The sequence below is a fragment of the Paenibacillus sp. SER-28 genome, from assembly GCF_052906305.1.
Genome location: NZ_JBRECM010000003.1, coordinates 67,909 through 85,224, shown reverse-complemented (window position 1 = coordinate 85,224; position 17,316 = coordinate 67,909). Strand labels below are relative to the sequence as shown.

The 17,316-nt window shown below is 43.4% G+C and carries 15 protein-coding genes; 12 read left to right on the top strand and 3 right to left on the bottom strand.

The genetic code is table 11. From position 1 onward, the window contains the following. The first annotated feature begins 244 nt into the window (after window positions 1–244). A complete protein-coding gene (locus ACUYLD_RS10480) occupies window positions 245–1,744 on the top strand; it encodes a glycoside hydrolase family 68 protein (protein WP_069291079.1) in 1,500 nt (499 codons plus the stop codon). A 106-nt stretch (window positions 1,745–1,850) separates the two neighbouring features. Then, window positions 1,851–3,443, top strand: coding sequence for a glycoside hydrolase family 32 protein (locus tag ACUYLD_RS10475; protein ID WP_446674961.1), 1,593 nt, complete (start codon window positions 1,851–1,853; stop codon window positions 3,441–3,443). 177 nt (window positions 3,444–3,620) lie between these two features. On the opposite strand, the gene ACUYLD_RS10470 is transcribed toward ACUYLD_RS10475, so the two are convergent. Continuing rightward, complete coding sequence (locus tag ACUYLD_RS10470) at window positions 3,621–4,085, bottom strand: MarR family winged helix-turn-helix transcriptional regulator (RefSeq protein ID WP_250259446.1); 465 nt, start codon at window positions 4,083–4,085, stop codon at window positions 3,621–3,623. A 289-nt stretch (window positions 4,086–4,374) separates the two neighbouring features. Between ACUYLD_RS10470 and ACUYLD_RS10465 the strand changes: the two genes are divergently transcribed. The 4 genes from ACUYLD_RS10465 to ACUYLD_RS10450 all read left to right on the top strand — a co-directional run bounded on the left by ACUYLD_RS10465 (window position 4,375) and on the right by ACUYLD_RS10450 (window position 7,114). Continuing rightward, window positions 4,375–4,809, top strand: a complete 435-nt coding sequence (locus tag ACUYLD_RS10465; protein ID WP_446674960.1) for a hypothetical protein — start codon at window positions 4,375–4,377, stop codon at window positions 4,807–4,809. 217 nt (window positions 4,810–5,026) lie between these two features. Continuing rightward, window positions 5,027–5,212 (top strand): hypothetical protein, encoded by a 186-nt coding sequence (locus tag ACUYLD_RS10460; protein WP_061831982.1) that lies wholly within the window; start codon window positions 5,027–5,029, stop codon window positions 5,210–5,212. A 17-nt stretch (window positions 5,213–5,229) separates the two neighbouring features. Continuing rightward, window positions 5,230–5,529 (top strand): spore coat protein, encoded by a 300-nt coding sequence (locus ACUYLD_RS10455; RefSeq protein WP_061831981.1) that lies wholly within the window; start codon window positions 5,230–5,232, stop codon window positions 5,527–5,529. A 244-nt stretch (window positions 5,530–5,773) separates the two neighbouring features. Then, the gene (locus ACUYLD_RS10450) at window positions 5,774–7,114 is read left to right on the top strand and encodes an amino acid permease (RefSeq protein ID WP_446674959.1); all 1,341 of its coding nucleotides are present in this window, start codon (window positions 5,774–5,776) and stop codon (window positions 7,112–7,114) included. A 20-nt stretch (window positions 7,115–7,134) separates the two neighbouring features. Here the strand turns inward: ACUYLD_RS10450 and ACUYLD_RS10445 are convergent, their stop codons facing one another. Beyond that, entirely contained in the window at window positions 7,135–7,767 is a 633-nt protein-coding gene (locus ACUYLD_RS10445) for a LysE family transporter (RefSeq protein WP_254351284.1), read from the bottom strand. A 320-nt stretch (window positions 7,768–8,087) separates the two neighbouring features. Between ACUYLD_RS10445 and ACUYLD_RS10440 the strand changes: the two genes are divergently transcribed. The 6 genes from ACUYLD_RS10440 to ACUYLD_RS10415 all read left to right on the top strand — a co-directional run bounded on the left by ACUYLD_RS10440 (window position 8,088) and on the right by ACUYLD_RS10415 (window position 15,641). Then, window positions 8,088–9,056 (top strand): SIS domain-containing protein, encoded by a 969-nt coding sequence (locus ACUYLD_RS10440; protein ID WP_446674958.1) that lies wholly within the window; start codon window positions 8,088–8,090, stop codon window positions 9,054–9,056. A 28-nt stretch (window positions 9,057–9,084) separates the two neighbouring features. Further along, window positions 9,085–9,897 carry a PfkB family carbohydrate kinase gene (locus tag ACUYLD_RS10435; RefSeq protein WP_446674957.1) on the top strand — a complete coding sequence of 271 codons (813 nt, stop codon included), beginning with the start codon at window positions 9,085–9,087 and terminating at the stop codon, window positions 9,895–9,897. Window positions 9,898–9,993: 96 nt separating this feature from the next. Further along, window positions 9,994–10,707, top strand: a complete 714-nt coding sequence (locus tag ACUYLD_RS10430) for a GntR family transcriptional regulator (protein ID WP_061831977.1) — start codon at window positions 9,994–9,996, stop codon at window positions 10,705–10,707. A gap of 135 nt (window positions 10,708–10,842) precedes the next feature. Beyond that, on the top strand, window positions 10,843–12,426 hold the full coding sequence (locus ACUYLD_RS10425) for an amidohydrolase (protein ID WP_446674956.1): 1,584 nt from the start codon (window positions 10,843–10,845) through the stop codon (window positions 12,424–12,426). 2 nt (window positions 12,427–12,428) lie between these two features. Further along, window positions 12,429–13,859 carry a YfcC family protein gene (locus ACUYLD_RS10420; protein WP_446674955.1) on the top strand — a complete coding sequence of 477 codons (1,431 nt, stop codon included), beginning with the start codon at window positions 12,429–12,431 and terminating at the stop codon, window positions 13,857–13,859. A 111-nt stretch (window positions 13,860–13,970) separates the two neighbouring features. Continuing rightward, on the top strand, window positions 13,971–15,641 hold the full coding sequence (locus ACUYLD_RS10415) for a ribonuclease J (protein ID WP_069291088.1): 1,671 nt from the start codon (window positions 13,971–13,973) through the stop codon (window positions 15,639–15,641). A gap of 216 nt (window positions 15,642–15,857) precedes the next feature. Here ACUYLD_RS10415 and ACUYLD_RS10410 read toward each other — a convergent pair whose 3' ends face one another. Then, a complete protein-coding gene (locus ACUYLD_RS10410; RefSeq protein WP_446674954.1) occupies window positions 15,858–17,123 on the bottom strand; it encodes an NAD(P)/FAD-dependent oxidoreductase in 1,266 nt (421 codons plus the stop codon). Window positions 17,124–17,316: the final 193 nt, after the last annotated feature.

Below are 17,316 nucleotides of genomic sequence, written 5' to 3'. Positions count from 1 at the left end.
GACACGGAAAAAATCAAGTAGCAAATATTTCTGAATGTAATAGGAATGAAAAAAAGAGGGATTTTCAGAAAATTACTAGGAAAATATGAGGATGAAATTCATAGAGGAACCTGTTTTCTTACCTCACATAATAGGGCTTTTCAGTCTATATCAATCGTTTGACATACCATATAAAATGGCCCTACCAACGAAAAAGTTGGGTTTCAAATCTAGAAGCATAATTAGATTAAGGGAGATGGAGTACTTGAAGTTTAACAAATGGTTCAGTAAAGCAGCCACTGCAACAGTAGCAACTACCTTGCTGTTAGGAGGCGGCGTTCAGGCTTTTGCCGAGGAAAATGATGCATCTGATCTCAAAACAGACAATGCATTTACGCAAATTACGCGTAATGACATGCTGAATATTTTCAAACAGCAAGGCAAAGAGAAATATGAGGTTCCGTCCTTCGATGCGTCTACAATTAAGAATATTCCTTCTGCTATGGGTCGCGACAGCTCAGGCAAGCTGATTGATTTCGATGTCTGGGACTCTTGGCCGTTACAAAATGCCGATGGCACAGTAGCCAATTACAAGGGGTACAATATCGTTTTTGGACTGGCAGGCGATCCTAAAAGAGGCGAGGATACATTCATATACCTGTTCTATCAAAAAGCGGGCAATACTTCACTGAGCGGCTGGAAAAACGCTGGCAGAGTATTTAAAGACAATGATAAACTGCTTGCCAACGATCCAATTCTAAAAAATCAGTCAGAAGAATGGTCAGGTTCAGCTACCTTAACCTCTGATGGACAAGTACGTTTATTCTATACCAGCAGACAGCCGTATGATCCGAATAACAAATTATACGGCAAGCAAACCTTGAGCACGGCTCAAATTAATGTCTCTCAGCCTGATGATAAGACACTGAAAGTAGATGGAGTCGAGGATTTGAAATCGATCTATGACGGTGGAGATGGGAAAATCTATCAAAATGTACAGCAAAGCGTCGGAGTCGATATGGATAATCATACCTTTAGAGACCCTCACTATGTCGAGGATCAAGGCCACAAATATATTATATTTGAAGCCAACACAGGGACAGAAACAGGCTATCAGGGCGAAGATTCGATTCAAAACCCAGCTTATTATGGCGGCAATAAGAAATTCTTCACGGAAGAGCAACAAAACCTGCTGCAAAGTCCTAAGAAAAAGGGAGCTGAGCTGGCGAACGGCGCACTGGGTATCGTTGAATTGAATGATGATTATACGTTGAAAAATGTAATGCCTCCTTTGATTGCATCCAATCTGGTAACAGATGAAATTGAACGGGCGAATGTGTTCAAAATGAACGGTTTGTGGTATTTATTTACGAGTACAAGAGGTTCTAAGGTGACTGTAGATGCGATCGGTGACGATGATATTTACATGCTGGGTTATGTTTCTACTTCCTTGACAGGGCCTTATAAACCGTTGAATGGAACCGGTCTCGTTCTTCATCAGGATCTGGATCGTGATGATATTACCTGGACGTATGCCCATTTTGCTATCCCGCAAGGCAAAGGCAATAACGTAGTTGTGTCGAGTTATATGACCAATCGAGGGCTTTTCCCGGATCACAAATCTACTTTCGCGCCAAGCTTCCTGCTGAATATTAAAGGTTCGAAAACCTCTGTTGTGAAAAACGGTATTCTGGAACAAGGGCAAATCACGATTGATCCAGAAAAGGACAAAAAAGAACCCCAAAATGAGTATGGCAAGAAATAAGTAGGTATAAGCAGTATGTCCGAAGGCGGCAGCTTGGTAGCAACCCGATCTGTCGTCCATCGGACGATACATAACGATGCAATGAGAGGTAAGGAGGATCGTCATAATGAGAAACAAAGCTCCCAAGAATATTTGGATACGATCCGTTGTAATCATCACAGGCTTAACTATATTTATAGCTATGGGTTGGAGTATGTACCAACAGGATACAGCCGAACCCCCAAAATCTGCTGCAACTCCAAAAAATCAAGCGAATCAAAATAAGCCAACAACACCGACCTACCGGTCAGCCTATCATTTTACCGTTCCGGATAAGTGGAAGAATGATCCGCAACGGCCTATTTATATGGATGGAAAATATCATTATTATTATTTATATAATCGTGATTATCCCAAAAAGAACGGTACAGAATGGCGACATGCCACATCCACCGATCTGGTTCATTGGAAAGATGAAGGGGTGGCGATTCCAAAATATACGAATCCGAATGGAGATCCTTGGTCCGGTTCGGTCGTGATCGATGATAATAATACCGCAGGTTTTGGAAAAGGCACGCTGGTAGCCATTGTGACACAGCCCTCCGCAGATGGCGGAAAGCAGGAACAATTTTTGTGGTACAGTAAAGACAAAGGCAAGACGTTTACTTCTTACCGCAACAAGCCTGTGATGTCCAACCCCGGTACAAAGGACTTCAGAGATCCCAAAATCATCCGAGATCCTCAACGTAATCAATGGGTGATGGTCATGGCAGAGGGAACGAAGATTGGCTTTTATGAGTCTGATAATTTAAAGAATTGGCGGTATACGAGCGGCTTTCAAACAGAAAATATTGGGCTTGTGGAATGTCCTGACCTTTACCGGATGCGTGCGGATGATGGAACCTATCAATGGATTCTGGGTGTGAGCGCCAATAGCAAATCAACAGGCGGACCCAACACGTATGCCTACTGGACGGGAGATTTTAATGGAGAAGCATTTCTCCCTAATCACAGTGAACCTGAGTGGCTGGATTATGGGTTTGACTGGTATGGTGCAGTTACGTTCGAGGAAGGAAAAGACAAAGATAAATATAGTCACCGTTATGCTCTGGCCTGGATGAATAATTGGGATTATGCCAATAACACGCCTACCCTAAAGGAAGGCTTTAATGGAATGGATTCGATTGTTCGCCAAATTCGACTGAAACATACGGAAGATGTTGGATATCGTTTGGTTTCACAGCCGGTACCCCATTTGGAGCGATTCCAAACATCCAAAAAATCATTAGGAACGATTAAAGTAGAGGGTGCTCACCGTCTTCCGGTAGCAGGCGATGCCTATCAGTTAGAGGCGGATGTATCTTGGTCCACGATTAAAAATGTAGGATTGAGGCTTCGAGAGTCGACGGATGGCAAGCGTCATGTCGATGTGGGTGTCTCAGTGGACGGTCAATACTCCTACGTAAATAGAGCCAACACCGGGCAGCCGGATCAGAGTGGAAAATATGTAGAGAGCAAGGCGCCTTTTGATGCTAATAAGAAAAAGGTCCACCTGAACATTCTCGTCGATAAAACCAGCATTGAAGTGTTTGTAGATGGTGGAGAAGTAGCTTATTCCTCCTTAATATTTCCACGATTAGAGGATCAGAAAATTACTCTTTTTTCCGATGGCGGTCCGGCTGTTTTTAACAATGTAGTGGTCAAACATTTTAGCCGATAGCAGGTACTTATGCTGTTCTGTAAGCTTGGGCATATTTCGCTCTATTCAGGTATATAAAAAGTCCACCCATGAATATAAGGGTGGACTTTTCTGTGTAAATCTAAATTTTCGTTTTAGCACAGCTATAAGATTGTTCGTTTATTCACAAACGATTAGTTGCTAAAATTACTATTCATTCTATTTGTGATAAGGTGACAAGTTATCAGCGCTACGGCCCATTTTTTTGAGCAAGCCGATGAGTTGATCTCTTTCGGTTTCACTGATTCCGCTAAAGGCACGTTCAATCTGACGTGTATAATCAGGATAAATTTCGTCCATGACACGTTGTCCTTCATCCGTCAATTCTGCATATATAATCCGACGATCTTGGTCGCACGGGTGACGATGCAAATAACCGCGGCTTTCTAGTTTGTCGATAACATAAGTGACATTTCCGCTTTGCAGAAGCAGCTTTGCTCCAATTTGTTGGATTGGCTGCGCGCCCTTGTGATATAAAACTTCCATCACGGCGAAGGCCGTGGGGTTGAAGCCCACCGTTTTGATGCCAGCAACCGCATGTTCGTTTACACTTTTGAATGACTTGGCAAACACGCTATACAAATGCATGGATTGCTGTGTCACCAATGTTCGGTAATCTATCATCTTCATTCCGCCTTTATGTATGGATTTGGGCATCCTTTGACCGCTCGGCTCGGATGACCGGGCAACCATACCCTTGTTACTAGCATAAAGGGATTTACGTAGCGAAAACATGCGATTTGTCACAGTAGCTGCTTTTTTAACTATTTAATTTCAAAGCTTTAAGTAAATTTTTGAAAAATAAAGGTTTTGAATGTAAAAATACTGTTCCGGTTGGTTATATTAAAAATAACATACCTAGCTTGATGAACCCCAATTAACCAAATAAGCTACTTCAGAGGAGATGAAACACATGGATACAGGTTCTTTCCGTTTTCAATTTCGTGATCCGCAGCAAGCCGCCCAAGCCTGTGAAACATTAAAGGAAATTGGATACTCCGCCAGCACAAATGGTGACACAGGTCTCAGTGTTCATATTGAGAACCAGGATGTGCTATCAGCATTGGAAATTTGCCAAGCCTATGAAGGAAGCATGATTGAGGTAGGGACTCTTTTCTCTAAACCGGATCAATATCCCGGTTTGCAAGGAAATATAGGTGTACAACATCCAGGTTATAGCACGGAAGATTGGATTATTCCGGCACACACGATCAACGAAGACTGGAGCGAAGCTTATAAAAATGGCTCCTCTCAAACGTACACTAATACGATGGAGGAGCACAACGTCAGCTCTGATCAACAACCTGAAGACGATGTGGATGGATTTTCTGGAAGCATCCATATCTGATTTTGTCCTAAAAGTCATGATTCGAATTTGAGTCTTCACTGTTCAGCTCATATTAGGATAAAGCTCCTATAAGACCATTAATTATTGTGGCTTTGAAGGAGCTTTTTTTGTGTGAGAAGAACTCAGTTAGAGTTTTCACCAAAATTGAAATTCTGTAGGATATGCATAAATAGCAACGACAGCAGGGAATAACAATTTCAGAAAGGAGGTCTTGACCTTGCAAAAATTAGGAGTTCACGAAAAATTGGAATTACATGAGCTACTTACGTTTAAAACAACTTGCCTGACAAAAGCCCAAACCATGATTCCTTTAGTATCAGACACAAATTTAAAAAACATTTTGCAGCAGGATGTAAACGGTGGTACACAAGATATTCAACAACTTAAAAATCTGCTCGTGTAATTTAAAGGAGGATTAACGTGAATTCTATTGTTCAGAACATGACTGGAATGGGCGGAATGACGGATCAGGTGATCGCTTCAGACCTGTTGATTTCGGCTAAAAGTGGAATTAAAAGCTATGCAATTGCCCTGACAGAGTCAACCAGCTCGGAAGTTCGCAATGTTCTTTGTGACCAATTGAGCAAAGCTGTTAATCTTCATGAACAAATTTTTAATTATATGAAGAACAATGGCTACTATAATGCTTATGATCCAGAGCAGCAAATTCAAATGGATATCCAAAATGCGGACAAGGCACTTTCTATGTCTAAATTTTGATAATTAATCATTAACGCAACAAAAGATCTATGTAGTCCCAAATGAAGTCTCTGGTTTTATGTAGAAAAAGTATCAGCAAACCTTAAACGAGTTTGCTGGTGCTTTTTTATTATATAAATAATCACACTAATCCTAGAAATCACAAATAACGAAATGAATTGCTGTCCACATGAAATATGGTGAAGAAGGCAAACATAATATCGGAGAACTAGGTCTCAATATCAGGAATAGGGTGATTTTCATTATGGGCAAGTCTTCAGCTGTTAAGCAAAAAGATCAAAAACTAAAATGGTGGCAACTTAGCTTATTAGGAGTTGCAGGTACCATTGGTACAGGATATTTCCTCGGGTCTGGCTTAGCGATCTCCATAGGTGGTCCAGCCGTGCTGATTGCATACTTTTTTGCAGCAGTGGGAACATATGTGGTGTTTGATGCCCTTTCGCGCATGACGGCAGATCATCCTGAACAGGGTTCTTTTCGTTCCTATGCCCAAAAAGCATTTGGAAGTTGGGCAGGATTCGGCAGTGGATGGGTGTATTGGTTCTCAGAATTGCTTATCAATGGGAGTCAACTAACCGCGCTATCTATATTCTCACGCTTTTGGTTTCCTCAGGTACCGATGTGGATATTTGCAGCAGGCTTCGGGCTTTTAGGGCTTGTGATTGTTTTTTTTGGCAATAAGGGTTTTGATCGAGTTGAAAATGTACTGGCCATCATTAAGATGGCAGCTATTGTTATGTTTCTGGTCTTGGCCGTTGCTCTTTTGGCAGGCTGGATTGGAGGAGGAAAATATAATCCGAAGTTCCCCATCAGTTACAAAGAATTTTTTCCGACTGGGGGCATAGGATTGTGGTCATCTTTTATTTTTGCCTTTTATGCATACGGAGGTATTGAAGTACTCGGAATTATGTCTAATCGGCTTCAAAAACCGGAGGATGCACCTAAAGCAGGCAAGGTAATGCTGATTACACTGGTTGCAGTGTATGTGCTTTCGATTGGTCTGGCTGTGTCTATGGTGCCATTAAGTGCCTTTAACCCGAAAGAAAGTCCTTTTGTGCTTGCGCTTAGCAGCGATCATCTGGTTTTTGTGCCTCATTTATTTAATGGAGTGCTTATTATTGCAGGGTTCTCCACAATGACAGCATCTCTATATGCAGAGACATCTATGATGCTTACGCTTGCACAGGAAGGAGATGCGCCCACATTGTTTTCACAGAAGTGGAAGGGCAAATATCCTCTTTATGCACTTAGTTTGATCTCCGTTGGATTAATATCAGCCATCGTAATGTCGTTGCTGCTACCGGGAAAAGTATATGAATATATCACTACAGCAGCGGGTTTAATGCTGTTGTATAATTGGTGCTTTATTTTGCTGTCTTCAGGTAAGCTACTGGAATCGAGCAGATCAAATAATATTAAACGTTGGATTGGATTATTGTTGATAGCTATGGCCGTGGTCGGATCATTTTTTCATAAACTTAGCCGCCCGGGAGTGTATATCAGCTTACTGCTTGTCTTGTTAATTGCAATATGTGACCTTATTGTACAATGGGTTCGCCGAAAGCACGCCAAGGAATCTCATTAACGTTGTCAGTGAGTTAAGCGTTAGCGTAAAAAAAGTAATTGAAATGCTTGTAGGCCAAAATAAAAGCCAAAACCGATAAGAGATAATCCGGACATCCAAGAGATGGTTTTAAGCAAGCCGGTTTTTAGGAACCTCCGGAAAATACTTGAAGCGGCTGCCATGGTCACATCCCAGAGTAACACGCCTAATACAATCGCTCCGCTATAGATCATTAGTTGTTGTACTGGATATGTATTAGCGACGTTTGCGAGTATGGATCCGTAAATGCCAAGCCAAAAAAGGATGGAGAGGGGATTAAATAATGACATTAGAAAACCGGACATAAATGAGTTACTTAATGTATTACCATTTCCCCTTAATTCGGATTCTGAAATCACACCTGCATTTTTGATGCTTTCAATACCTGTATACACAAGTACGAAAAAACCAAACAGCCATAAAAAAGCTTTGACAAACGGAGCATTAAGAAGGTGAATCATTCCCAAATAAACAAGTAGCATATAGATAATGTCTGCGGTTATTGCACCAAGCCCAATAAACCAGGCGTGCCAAAAACCATTCTTGATACCCCGATCCAACTGTGCGGCATTAATTGGTCCAATGGGGGCCGAAAGTGACAGACCAAGAAAAATATAACTGATAAATGTATTAATGGTGACTCCCTCCTTGATTTTTTATTGGATGTTATGTATTTTGTCTACTTAAGTTTATTCGGACAAACCCATTTATAAGACTATATTTTTTGTGCGTATATTGTAGGAGTAGCCTCGTTGTTGCCAACCACCTATCAATGAATTAAATCTAAAAAAGGAGCTCTAATTCCGTTCACACAAGGATTAGAGCTTTTTTAATGACAGGTTATAAAAAAAGTTTATTTGATCGAATAATTGGGGTTGACACTTTTATTGAAAGCGCTTATATTTATCTCGTAAACAATACGTTATATAACGTTATATAAAAAGGAGAGATAAAAATGAATGTACAACAGACGGTTCAGACGATTTATGAACAAGCAAGCGGAGAGATTTCTGAGGTGTATTTAGTAGCCTGCGGGGGCTCATTAGTCGATATGTATCCCTCAAAATATTTTTTGGATAGTGAAGCAAAGAAGCTGGTAGCAGGGATGTATACGGCGAATGAGTTTGTGCACGCACTGCCAAAACGATTAGGTAAAAACGCTGTAGTCATCGTGTGTTCCCATGGAGGAAACACGCCGGAATCGGTTGCAGCTGCTAAATCAGCCAAAGAGAAAGGCGCTTACACCATCGGCTTAACCCACAATAGTGAAGCGACACTGCTCAATTATTCTGATTATTCATTCCTCTACGAGTGGGGAGATGAGAGCGATGTCAAAAATAACCCGATGGCTATTATTTTGGAGCTTGCTGTTGAGCTGCTTCAAATCGCTGAAGGCTATGTGCATTATCAAGCTTTCCAGAACGGCTTGGGAGCAATCAATGGAATTATTAACCGGGCAAAAATACAAGTTGAACCGCGTGCCAGTGTATTCGCTGACAAATATCGCAATGAAGACCTCTTCTATATCCTGACCAGCGGAGCTTCTTATGGACATGCGTACGGATTTGCTATCTGCTCTCTAATGGAAATGCAATGGCTTCATGCGGCTTCAATCCATTCGGGTGAATTTTTCCACGGACCGTTTGAAGTAACGGATAAAGAAACTCCATTTATTCTGATGATCAACGAAGGACGCACACGGGCATTGGATGAGCGGGCACAGACTTTCCTGAATCAATATGCCGAGAAAGTGGAAGTGATTGATGCAAAGGAGCTTGGAATCGGAACTATTGCCGACGAGGTCGTCGAGTTTTTTAACCCGGTTTTATTTTACAGCATTGTATGTGTTTATCGTGAAGCACTCGCAAATGTACGCAATCACCCACTGGAGACTCGCCGTTATATGGGCAAAGTAGTTTACTAAGCGCACTTACCAACAGGAGGAAACCATCATGAAAGTTCTAGGCATTGGCGATAATGTGGTAGATAAATATGTTCATCTGCGCATGATGTATCCTGGCGGCAATGCGCTTAATTTCAGTGTGTTTGCCAAAAAAGCGGGAGTAGATGCAGCCTTTATCGGAGTATTCGGAGATGATAACGAAGCACAGCATGTAGAACACATTCTCCGTGAGCTGGAAATCGACATTTCACGGTGCAGATATCACAGCGGTGAGAACGGCTGCGCACGTGTAACCCTGGAAGACGGAGACAGAGTATTTCTAGGCAGCAATGAGGGAGGAGTTACACGTCTCCATCCGCTGAAGCTGAGTGAAGATGACAAGGCCTATGTTGGCGGGTTCGACCTTATTCACACCGGCTTGTACAGTCATACAGGACACTTGCTGCCTGAATTGAAGATGCTGGGAATCCCTCTTTCTTTTGACTTTTCGGATGATTTCATAGATGCACAGGTGGAGAAATATATTGCGTACGCCGATTTCGCTTTCTTCTCTTGCAGCCATATGACGGATGAAGAGACGCAGAACTATATCCGCTCCAATCGAAAAAAAGAGAGGCAAATTCTGGTAGCCACACGCGGCGGAGATAGATCTATTGCCTATGATGGTACTAAGTTCTATTTTCAAATGCCTGATTCCGTGGACGCTGTGGATACGATGGGGGCAGGAGACTCTTATATAACCGCCTTTTTACTGAGCTTTTTGAAAAATGGCAACATTCAGGACGCTATGGTAGAAGGCTCGAGGGTTGCTGCTCAGAGCTGTCTGGTAGAAGGTTCTTTTGGATACGGCGTCCGCTACTAAAAAATTATGTTCAAATATCTTCACTTGTAAGAATATGTAACATTTGATACTCTAAGTGGGAGTAATATAACGTTATATGACAAGTGAGGGCACATTATGTTGAATTCGGACCAAGCAGAGCCATTATATATTCAATTACAAAAAGCGGTCAAAACGGCTATTCATAATGGAACATTTACGCAGGGAAGCCGTATACCGACCGAAACTGAGCTAAGCGAGACCTACAATGTAAGTCGAATTACCGTAAGAAAAGCCATTGCCGAATTGGTTCATGAAGGTTATCTGACCAAACGTCAAGGAAAAGGTACCTTTGTCAATGTACCCAAAATTGGGCGGAAGATTGAACATGTCATCAGCTTTACGGCTGCCTGCAAATCCAACGGCCTATCTTCACACAGTGTGGTCACAGAACGTGAAATCATAGAAGCAGATGAGGAAATTGCACATCAGTTGCAGCTGCAACAAGGAGAAAAGGTGTTATATATTCAGCGCAAAAGATACGCCGGTGATCGACCGCTAATGCTGGAGAATAATTTTTATCCTTATGACCGATTTTCTTTTCTAATGGAAGAGCAGTTGGTGGACTCTGTATACGAACTGTTACGTCATAAATACAGCATTGATCCTAACCAACCGGGAGAGACGATATTACAAATCGCTTTGGCGGATGAATACCAGGCAAAGCTGCTGGAGACGGCCATCGGACAGGCGTTGTTCTACATGCACACGATTATTTATGATCAGCATGGAGGCCCCGTTCATGTAGGTAAACAGTACATCATTGGAGATCGTTATCAATTCTCAATATAAATCCGTTGCCTGTTATGTAAATGTATTCAGGTACGGCGCAGCTTCTGCTTCCACTCTATAAGAGAAGCAGAAGCTATATTATAACGTTATATTACGTTATGTAGTGAGGCGGATGAATAATGAGGGGGTGAAATTGTGCAAGGGAAGAATGATACATTAGCGGACAAAGTTTTACTGTCAAATGCTATTTTTAATGGCTTAGAAAATGAAGCCTCGCCGGGGTTTATTGCACTGCGAGGAGAATGTATTGCAGCAGTGGGGCGTCCCGAGGAGGCACAAGCTTGGATAGGAGCGGGAACGGTTGTCTGTGATTTGGGCGATGCTTTTATCATGCCAGGAGTTCATGACAACCATGTATTTTTTACCGGATATATGTCGATGCATCGGGGCGTGGATTTGACTCATGCAGCCTCTATTGAAGAAGCAATGGAATCCATGCTACAAGCGGCAAACAACCTTCCGCCAGGGAAAGATGTAACCGCTTACGGCTGGAGCGAGGAAGGTTGGGGCAAGCTGCCTGAGCAAAGCTTGTTGGACGAGCTGTTCCCTGATCGGGCGGTGATTGCCATTAACCTAAATAAAAGCTACTGCTGGATGAACCGACTGGCACAGGAGAAATATCAATTTTTGCCGGATCAATGCAGTGCTGAGGCACGCGCTTTGCTGCTCCAAGCTATGATGAAGGATCACAGCCTTGTCAAACAAGAGTTTATGGAGTTTTGCCGCATACTAGCTGCACGAGGAGTTACCTCCATAAAAGATATTGGCTTTGACCGGCATAGCGAGCTGCTGCCGATTCTAGAAGAATTGAAAGAAACAGGAGAACTGCCGCTCCGATTTCATTTCTCACTTGAACCCGTTGTTGAACCGTTGGATATTGGCACCGGTATGAAGTATAAAGCACTTTATAATGGGGACCTTATTCGTTTCCAAGGATACAAGCTGATGCTTGACGGCGTCGTAGCAGATCATACGGGGGACATGCTGGAACCGTACGCAGATATGCCTGAAGTCACGAATTTGAGGACGGTTGATTACGAAAAAATTGAAGCCTCTGTGCTGGAAGCGGACAGCCAAGGTATCAAATGCTGCCTAACTGCAGAAGGTGATGCTGCGATTCGCCAAGCGGTATCCATGATTGAAAAATGCCGCGAACAACAAGGTAATAACCTTATCAGACATTCTATCAGTGATCTAGAGTATCCTCATCCAGATGATTTGATCAGAATGGGCGAAAACGAAATTTTTGCCGAAGTCTACGCCCAAATCCTGCTACTGAATCCAACCTATGAAGAGGCCTATATGCCTGTTGTGGTAGGCAAAGGTAATGAGAACCGATTTTATAATTATAAATCTATGCTGGAGGCTAACGTGCCAATAACCATTGGGACTGACCTGCCTTTATTTATCACAAGTGTTCCTGATTCACTGTACTCAGCTTCTCATCGGTTATTTCCGGACGGATCACCTGCTGGAGGCTGGTATCCCGATCGTGGGATGCCGCCATCCGAAGTTTTAAAGGCATGGACCATTAATGGAGCCAGACATTGTTATATGGAAGAGGTCACAGGCACGCTGGAGGCTGGAAAATATGCTGACATCGCCGTTTTTGACCGCAACCTTCTTAATGCATCTGCTGGTGATATCAGGGATGCCCAAGTGATACTGACCATTATGGGAGGGAAGGTTACTTATAACCATTCTTGGAATGAGGGATAAACATGAACATCGAGAAAAAGAAATGGAAATTATCCTTGCCCCATAGCTATACCTTAATATTTTTGATTATTATTACAGTCGCCGCATTGACATGGATTGTACCCAGCGGACAATTTGACCGGCATGAAGTTACAGTGAACGGTGTGACCAAAACCGCGATCGTTTCGGGAACCTATCACACTGTGCCCAAAACGGGTGAGAACGGTGATTTAAGACAAGGACTCCCCCAAATCCTAAGCGCTCCTATTGAGGGGATTATCAATGCCGCCGATGTGGTCTCTTTTGTCCTTATTGTGGGCGGCTCCTTCGGGATTATACTGCAGACAGGAGCCATTGACCGTGCCCTGACAGCTCTTGCCAGACGGCTGAAGAATAAGGGGATTCTGCTTATTCCAATTGCCATGGTTATATTCAGTCTCGGAGGCTCTACCTTTGGGATGAGCGAAGAAATTATTCCGCTTTATGCGATTTTTATTCCATTAATGTTTGCCCTAGGCTTCGATTCTATGACTGCTATTCTCATTCTATTTCTGGGAACGCAAATTGGCTATGTTGGTTCGACTGTTAATCCATTTTCAGTATTGATTGCCCAGGGGATCGCAGGGGTGAAGGGGAATCCTCAGCTCTGGCTGAGATTTATTGAATGGCTTGTATTTACTATGATTTCTATTGTCTTTACGATGTGGTACGCGCACCGGGTTAAGAGAAATCCGGAGAAATCCATTGTTTTTCAGAGTGATATTATAAATCGCGAGCAGTTTATAAAAGAAAATACAGGTGAGGACGTCGTCTTCACGTTTCGGGACAAATTAATTATAGGTGGATTTATTGTAACGCTTGGAGCAATTGTCTGGGGAATTTTGGCCAAAGGCTGGTATATGACTGAAATCGGCGCCCTTTTCTTCGCACTCGGTCTTTTTGTCGGGGTAGTTACTAAAATGAGCCAGAAGGAAATAGCTGAGAATTTTGTAAAAGGGTGTGGAGAATTCATCTACGCTGCAGTGATCATAGGTCTCGCCCGCGGAATTCTGATTATCGCCGAGCAGGGTATGATCATCGATACCGTATTGAATGCACTCGCAAGCATTCTGGAAGGATTGCCAAGTTACTTGTTCACTACCATTATGTTGGTTGCACACAATATTATTACTTTCCTGGTCCCATCTTCTTCGGGGGAAGCAGCACTAACAATGCCTGTACTTGCACCGCTTGGCGATCTTGTAGGTATCAATCGTGAAGCAGTAGTCACAGCGTACCAATTCGGTAACGGGTTAACCAATCTCATTTCACCGACAGGCGGAGTACTGCTGGCGGGATTGGCCATTGCCCGGATCAGCTTTGGACAGTGGCTGAAGGTAATCTTCAAGCTATTCCCCATCCTGTGGTTAGTTGCTGCTATTTTTGCTGCAATTTCGGCTGCGGTGGGTATCTAATAAATCAAGTGAGAGCCCCTGTCTTTTAGAGACAAGGGTTCTTTTTGTGCATAAGTTTACGTGAAAAATGAATAATATGGATAGCATTTTCCTAAGGAGGAAATAAAATTGATGCATGCTGATAATAGATTACTCGTTGCTGCTCTAGGCGGTGTTAATGAAATCGGGAAAAACATGTATTTCATCCAATACGATCAGGATATTGTCGTTATCGATTGTGGCTCCAAGTTTCCTGATGAGAACCTGCCTGGTATTGACCTTATTGTGCCCGATGTCACCTATCTGCTGGAAAATCAGGATAAAGTCAGAGCGCTCATTGTGACTCATGGGCATGAGGATCACATCGGAGGTATTCCCTATCTGCTGAAACAGATTAATATGCCCGTTTTTGGCACAAAGCTCACCATCGAATTAATTAAGATTAAGTTAAGGGAGCACAATCTTTTACGTGATGCTGAGCTTCATCTTATAGATGCAGATTCAACCGTTCAAGCGGGAACGATTCAGGCCTCTTTTTTCACCACGGTCCACAGTATCCCGGATTGCCTGGGTGTCTTTTTTCAGACACCGGAAGGCAATGTGGTCCATACCGGGGATTTCAAATTCGATATGTCTCCCGTAAGCGGACCTTTTCCCGATCTTCATCGAATGGCTGAAATAGGAAAGAAGGGGGTAAAAGTGCTGCTCTCCGAAAGTACAAATGCGGAAAGACCGGGATTTACCCCTTCAGAACGTTTGGTTGGCGGGCATATTCTAGATGCCTTTGCCAGAGCCAAGCAGCAGGTATTTATCTCCACGTTCGCTTCTAATGTGAACCGTGTACAACAAGTCATTGACGCGGCTGTGGAAACAGGTCGCAAACTGGTTTTACTCGGACGCAGTATGGTAAATGTGGTTTCGGTGGCGAAGGAGCTGGGCTTCTTGCATATGCCTGAGGATTTGTTGATTGAGCCGGGGGAAACAGAGCGGTTCCCCGCAGAAGAAATTGCAGTTTTATGTACCGGAAGTCAGGGAGAGCCGATGGCCGCATTGTCACGTTTAGCCAATTCCCTGCATCCCAAAATCGAAATTTTGCCTGGTGATACGGTCATCATTGCTGCGGGAGCCATACCGGGGAATGAGCGAAACCTTTCCCAGGTCATTGATAATTTGTATGTGCTGGGTGCCCAGGTTATTTATGGATCAGGCAGCTCCACGGGAATGCACGTATCCGGTCATGGCAGCCAGGAAGAATTAAAATTAATGATGACCCTGATGAAACCTGAGTATTTAATTCCCATACACGGTGAATTCAGGATGTTGTATCAGCATCGTCAGCTAGCGGAGTCTGTGGGGATTCCGATGGAGAATGTATTTATCGTCCATAACGGTGACACTGTTCAAATCGAAGAGGGAAGAGCATCCCTGGGGCCCAAAGTATCAGCCGGCAATAGCTTGGTAGACGGGTTGGTAACAGGGGACGTAGGTAATATTGTACTACGAGACCGTAAAAAGCTTTCTTCAGACGGAATGCTGATTATTGTGATGACGTTGAGTAAAAATGAGAAACAAATGCTCGCAACGCCAGAGGTCATTTCAAGAGGCTTTGTATATGTTAAGGATTCCGAAGAGCTCATGAGTCAGATCCACGACACGATTATGTCCACAGTGAACGAGTTAACAGAAATCGAAATGAGTCAGTGGGGACTGATTAAGCAGATGTTAAAAGATGATGTTGGCCGGTTTATTTACAGTCAGACGAAGAGAAGACCCATGATTTTACCTATCATTATTGAGGTATAGAATAGCGACAAATGTCAAAACAAGATAGAGCTTGTTCAATACGCGATTACACAAAAAAAGACTTAAATCAGCAATATGACTGATTTAAGTCTTTTTCACTTCCTGTTTTTCCTAAAAATGCGGATGTAATGGCGGTTTGCAGCGCAGCGGAGGATTTGAATCTGGAGAAGCAACAGCGATCGTAAGATCAAAGCCTACGCGTAGTCCCTCCCACTCCTACAGCATCTCGTTTAAAGCCGCTTGGGTTCCTGCTGTATGCCCTGTCGTAAACGCCGCTGTAATATTATAACCACCTGTGTAACCGTGAATATCGAGAATCTCACCGCAGAAGAACAATCCAGGCATCAGCTTGGACTCCATCGTTTTCGGATTAATTTCCTTCAAATTCACACCGCCCCCGGTAACAAATGCTTCCTTCAGAGAGAGCGTACCGTTCACACGGATTGGAAACGCCTTAATGCGATGAGCAAGTTCTTGCCATTGCTGCTTGGGGATATGATCATAGGTCAAGTCCTCACGCAGTTCGGCTTGCTGGAGCAACAATGGAATCAAGCGTTCCGGTAAATAAGGCTTAAGCACATTTTTGATCGCTTTTTTAGCATCGACCGATGCCAATTCCAGCGTCTCACGATAGACTTCATCGGCATGTTTGTGAGGTTGTAAATCCAGAGTCAACAACACCGTGTTTACCTTATCCTTTTTCATTCCCTTGACGACAAACTGACTGCACCGCAAAGCAGTTGGGCCAGATAAACCGAAATGTGTAAAAATCATATCTCCTTCATGGACGACAACTTTTTTTTGCTTCGCATTCCATACGGTCAGACTGATATCGCGTAAGGATAGTCCCTGAAGCTCTTTCGTCTGGATGAACGTCTCGCCTGAGGTCAACGGCACCTCTGTTGGGTACAGTTCCGTAATCGTATGCCCTGCTTGTTCTGCCCATGCATAGCCGTCACCTTCCGAGCCTGTATGCGGGACGGATTTGCCGCCAACGGCTACAATGACATTACGGCTATGTAGGATTTCACCGGAACGCAGCCGCACCCCAGCCGTATGACCTTCATTGTAAATAACCTCTTGAACAGGACAGCTTGTCCGAATCTCGACTCCTTGAGAGCGTACCTTGTTGATCAAAGCATCGACAACTGTTTTGGCTTTGTCCGTCACTGGAAACATACGCCCATTGTCTTCTTCCTTTAAGGCTATACCCAGCTGTTCAAAAAAGGCGATGATATCCCGATTGCCGAAAGCCGCCAGTGCACTGTGCAGAAAACGGCCATTGCCGGGAATGTGCCGAATGAGTTCGTCCAGCTCTTTGGCATTCGTGACATTGCAACGGCCTCCACCAGAGATCCCCAGCTTTCGCCCGAGCTTATTTCCTTTTTCAAGCAAAAGCACCTTGGCGCCCTCACCGCTGGCAGCGGCAGCAGCCATTAATCCGGCTGAGCCGCCTCCGATCACAATAACGTCGTAAGTCATAAACCTCTTCCTTTTCGTCGACAAATTTTCAAAAAATTCAGAATGGTGTAACCGATTTTTCATCATATCGTAATACCGTCGCTACAGATAGCCTTAGAGCACAGTAAACACGTATATATTTCAATTTGCAGGAATTTAAAACGCGTAAAAACGTTCCTGTTATATACATCTAGTATTTAGCAGATTTTGTCGT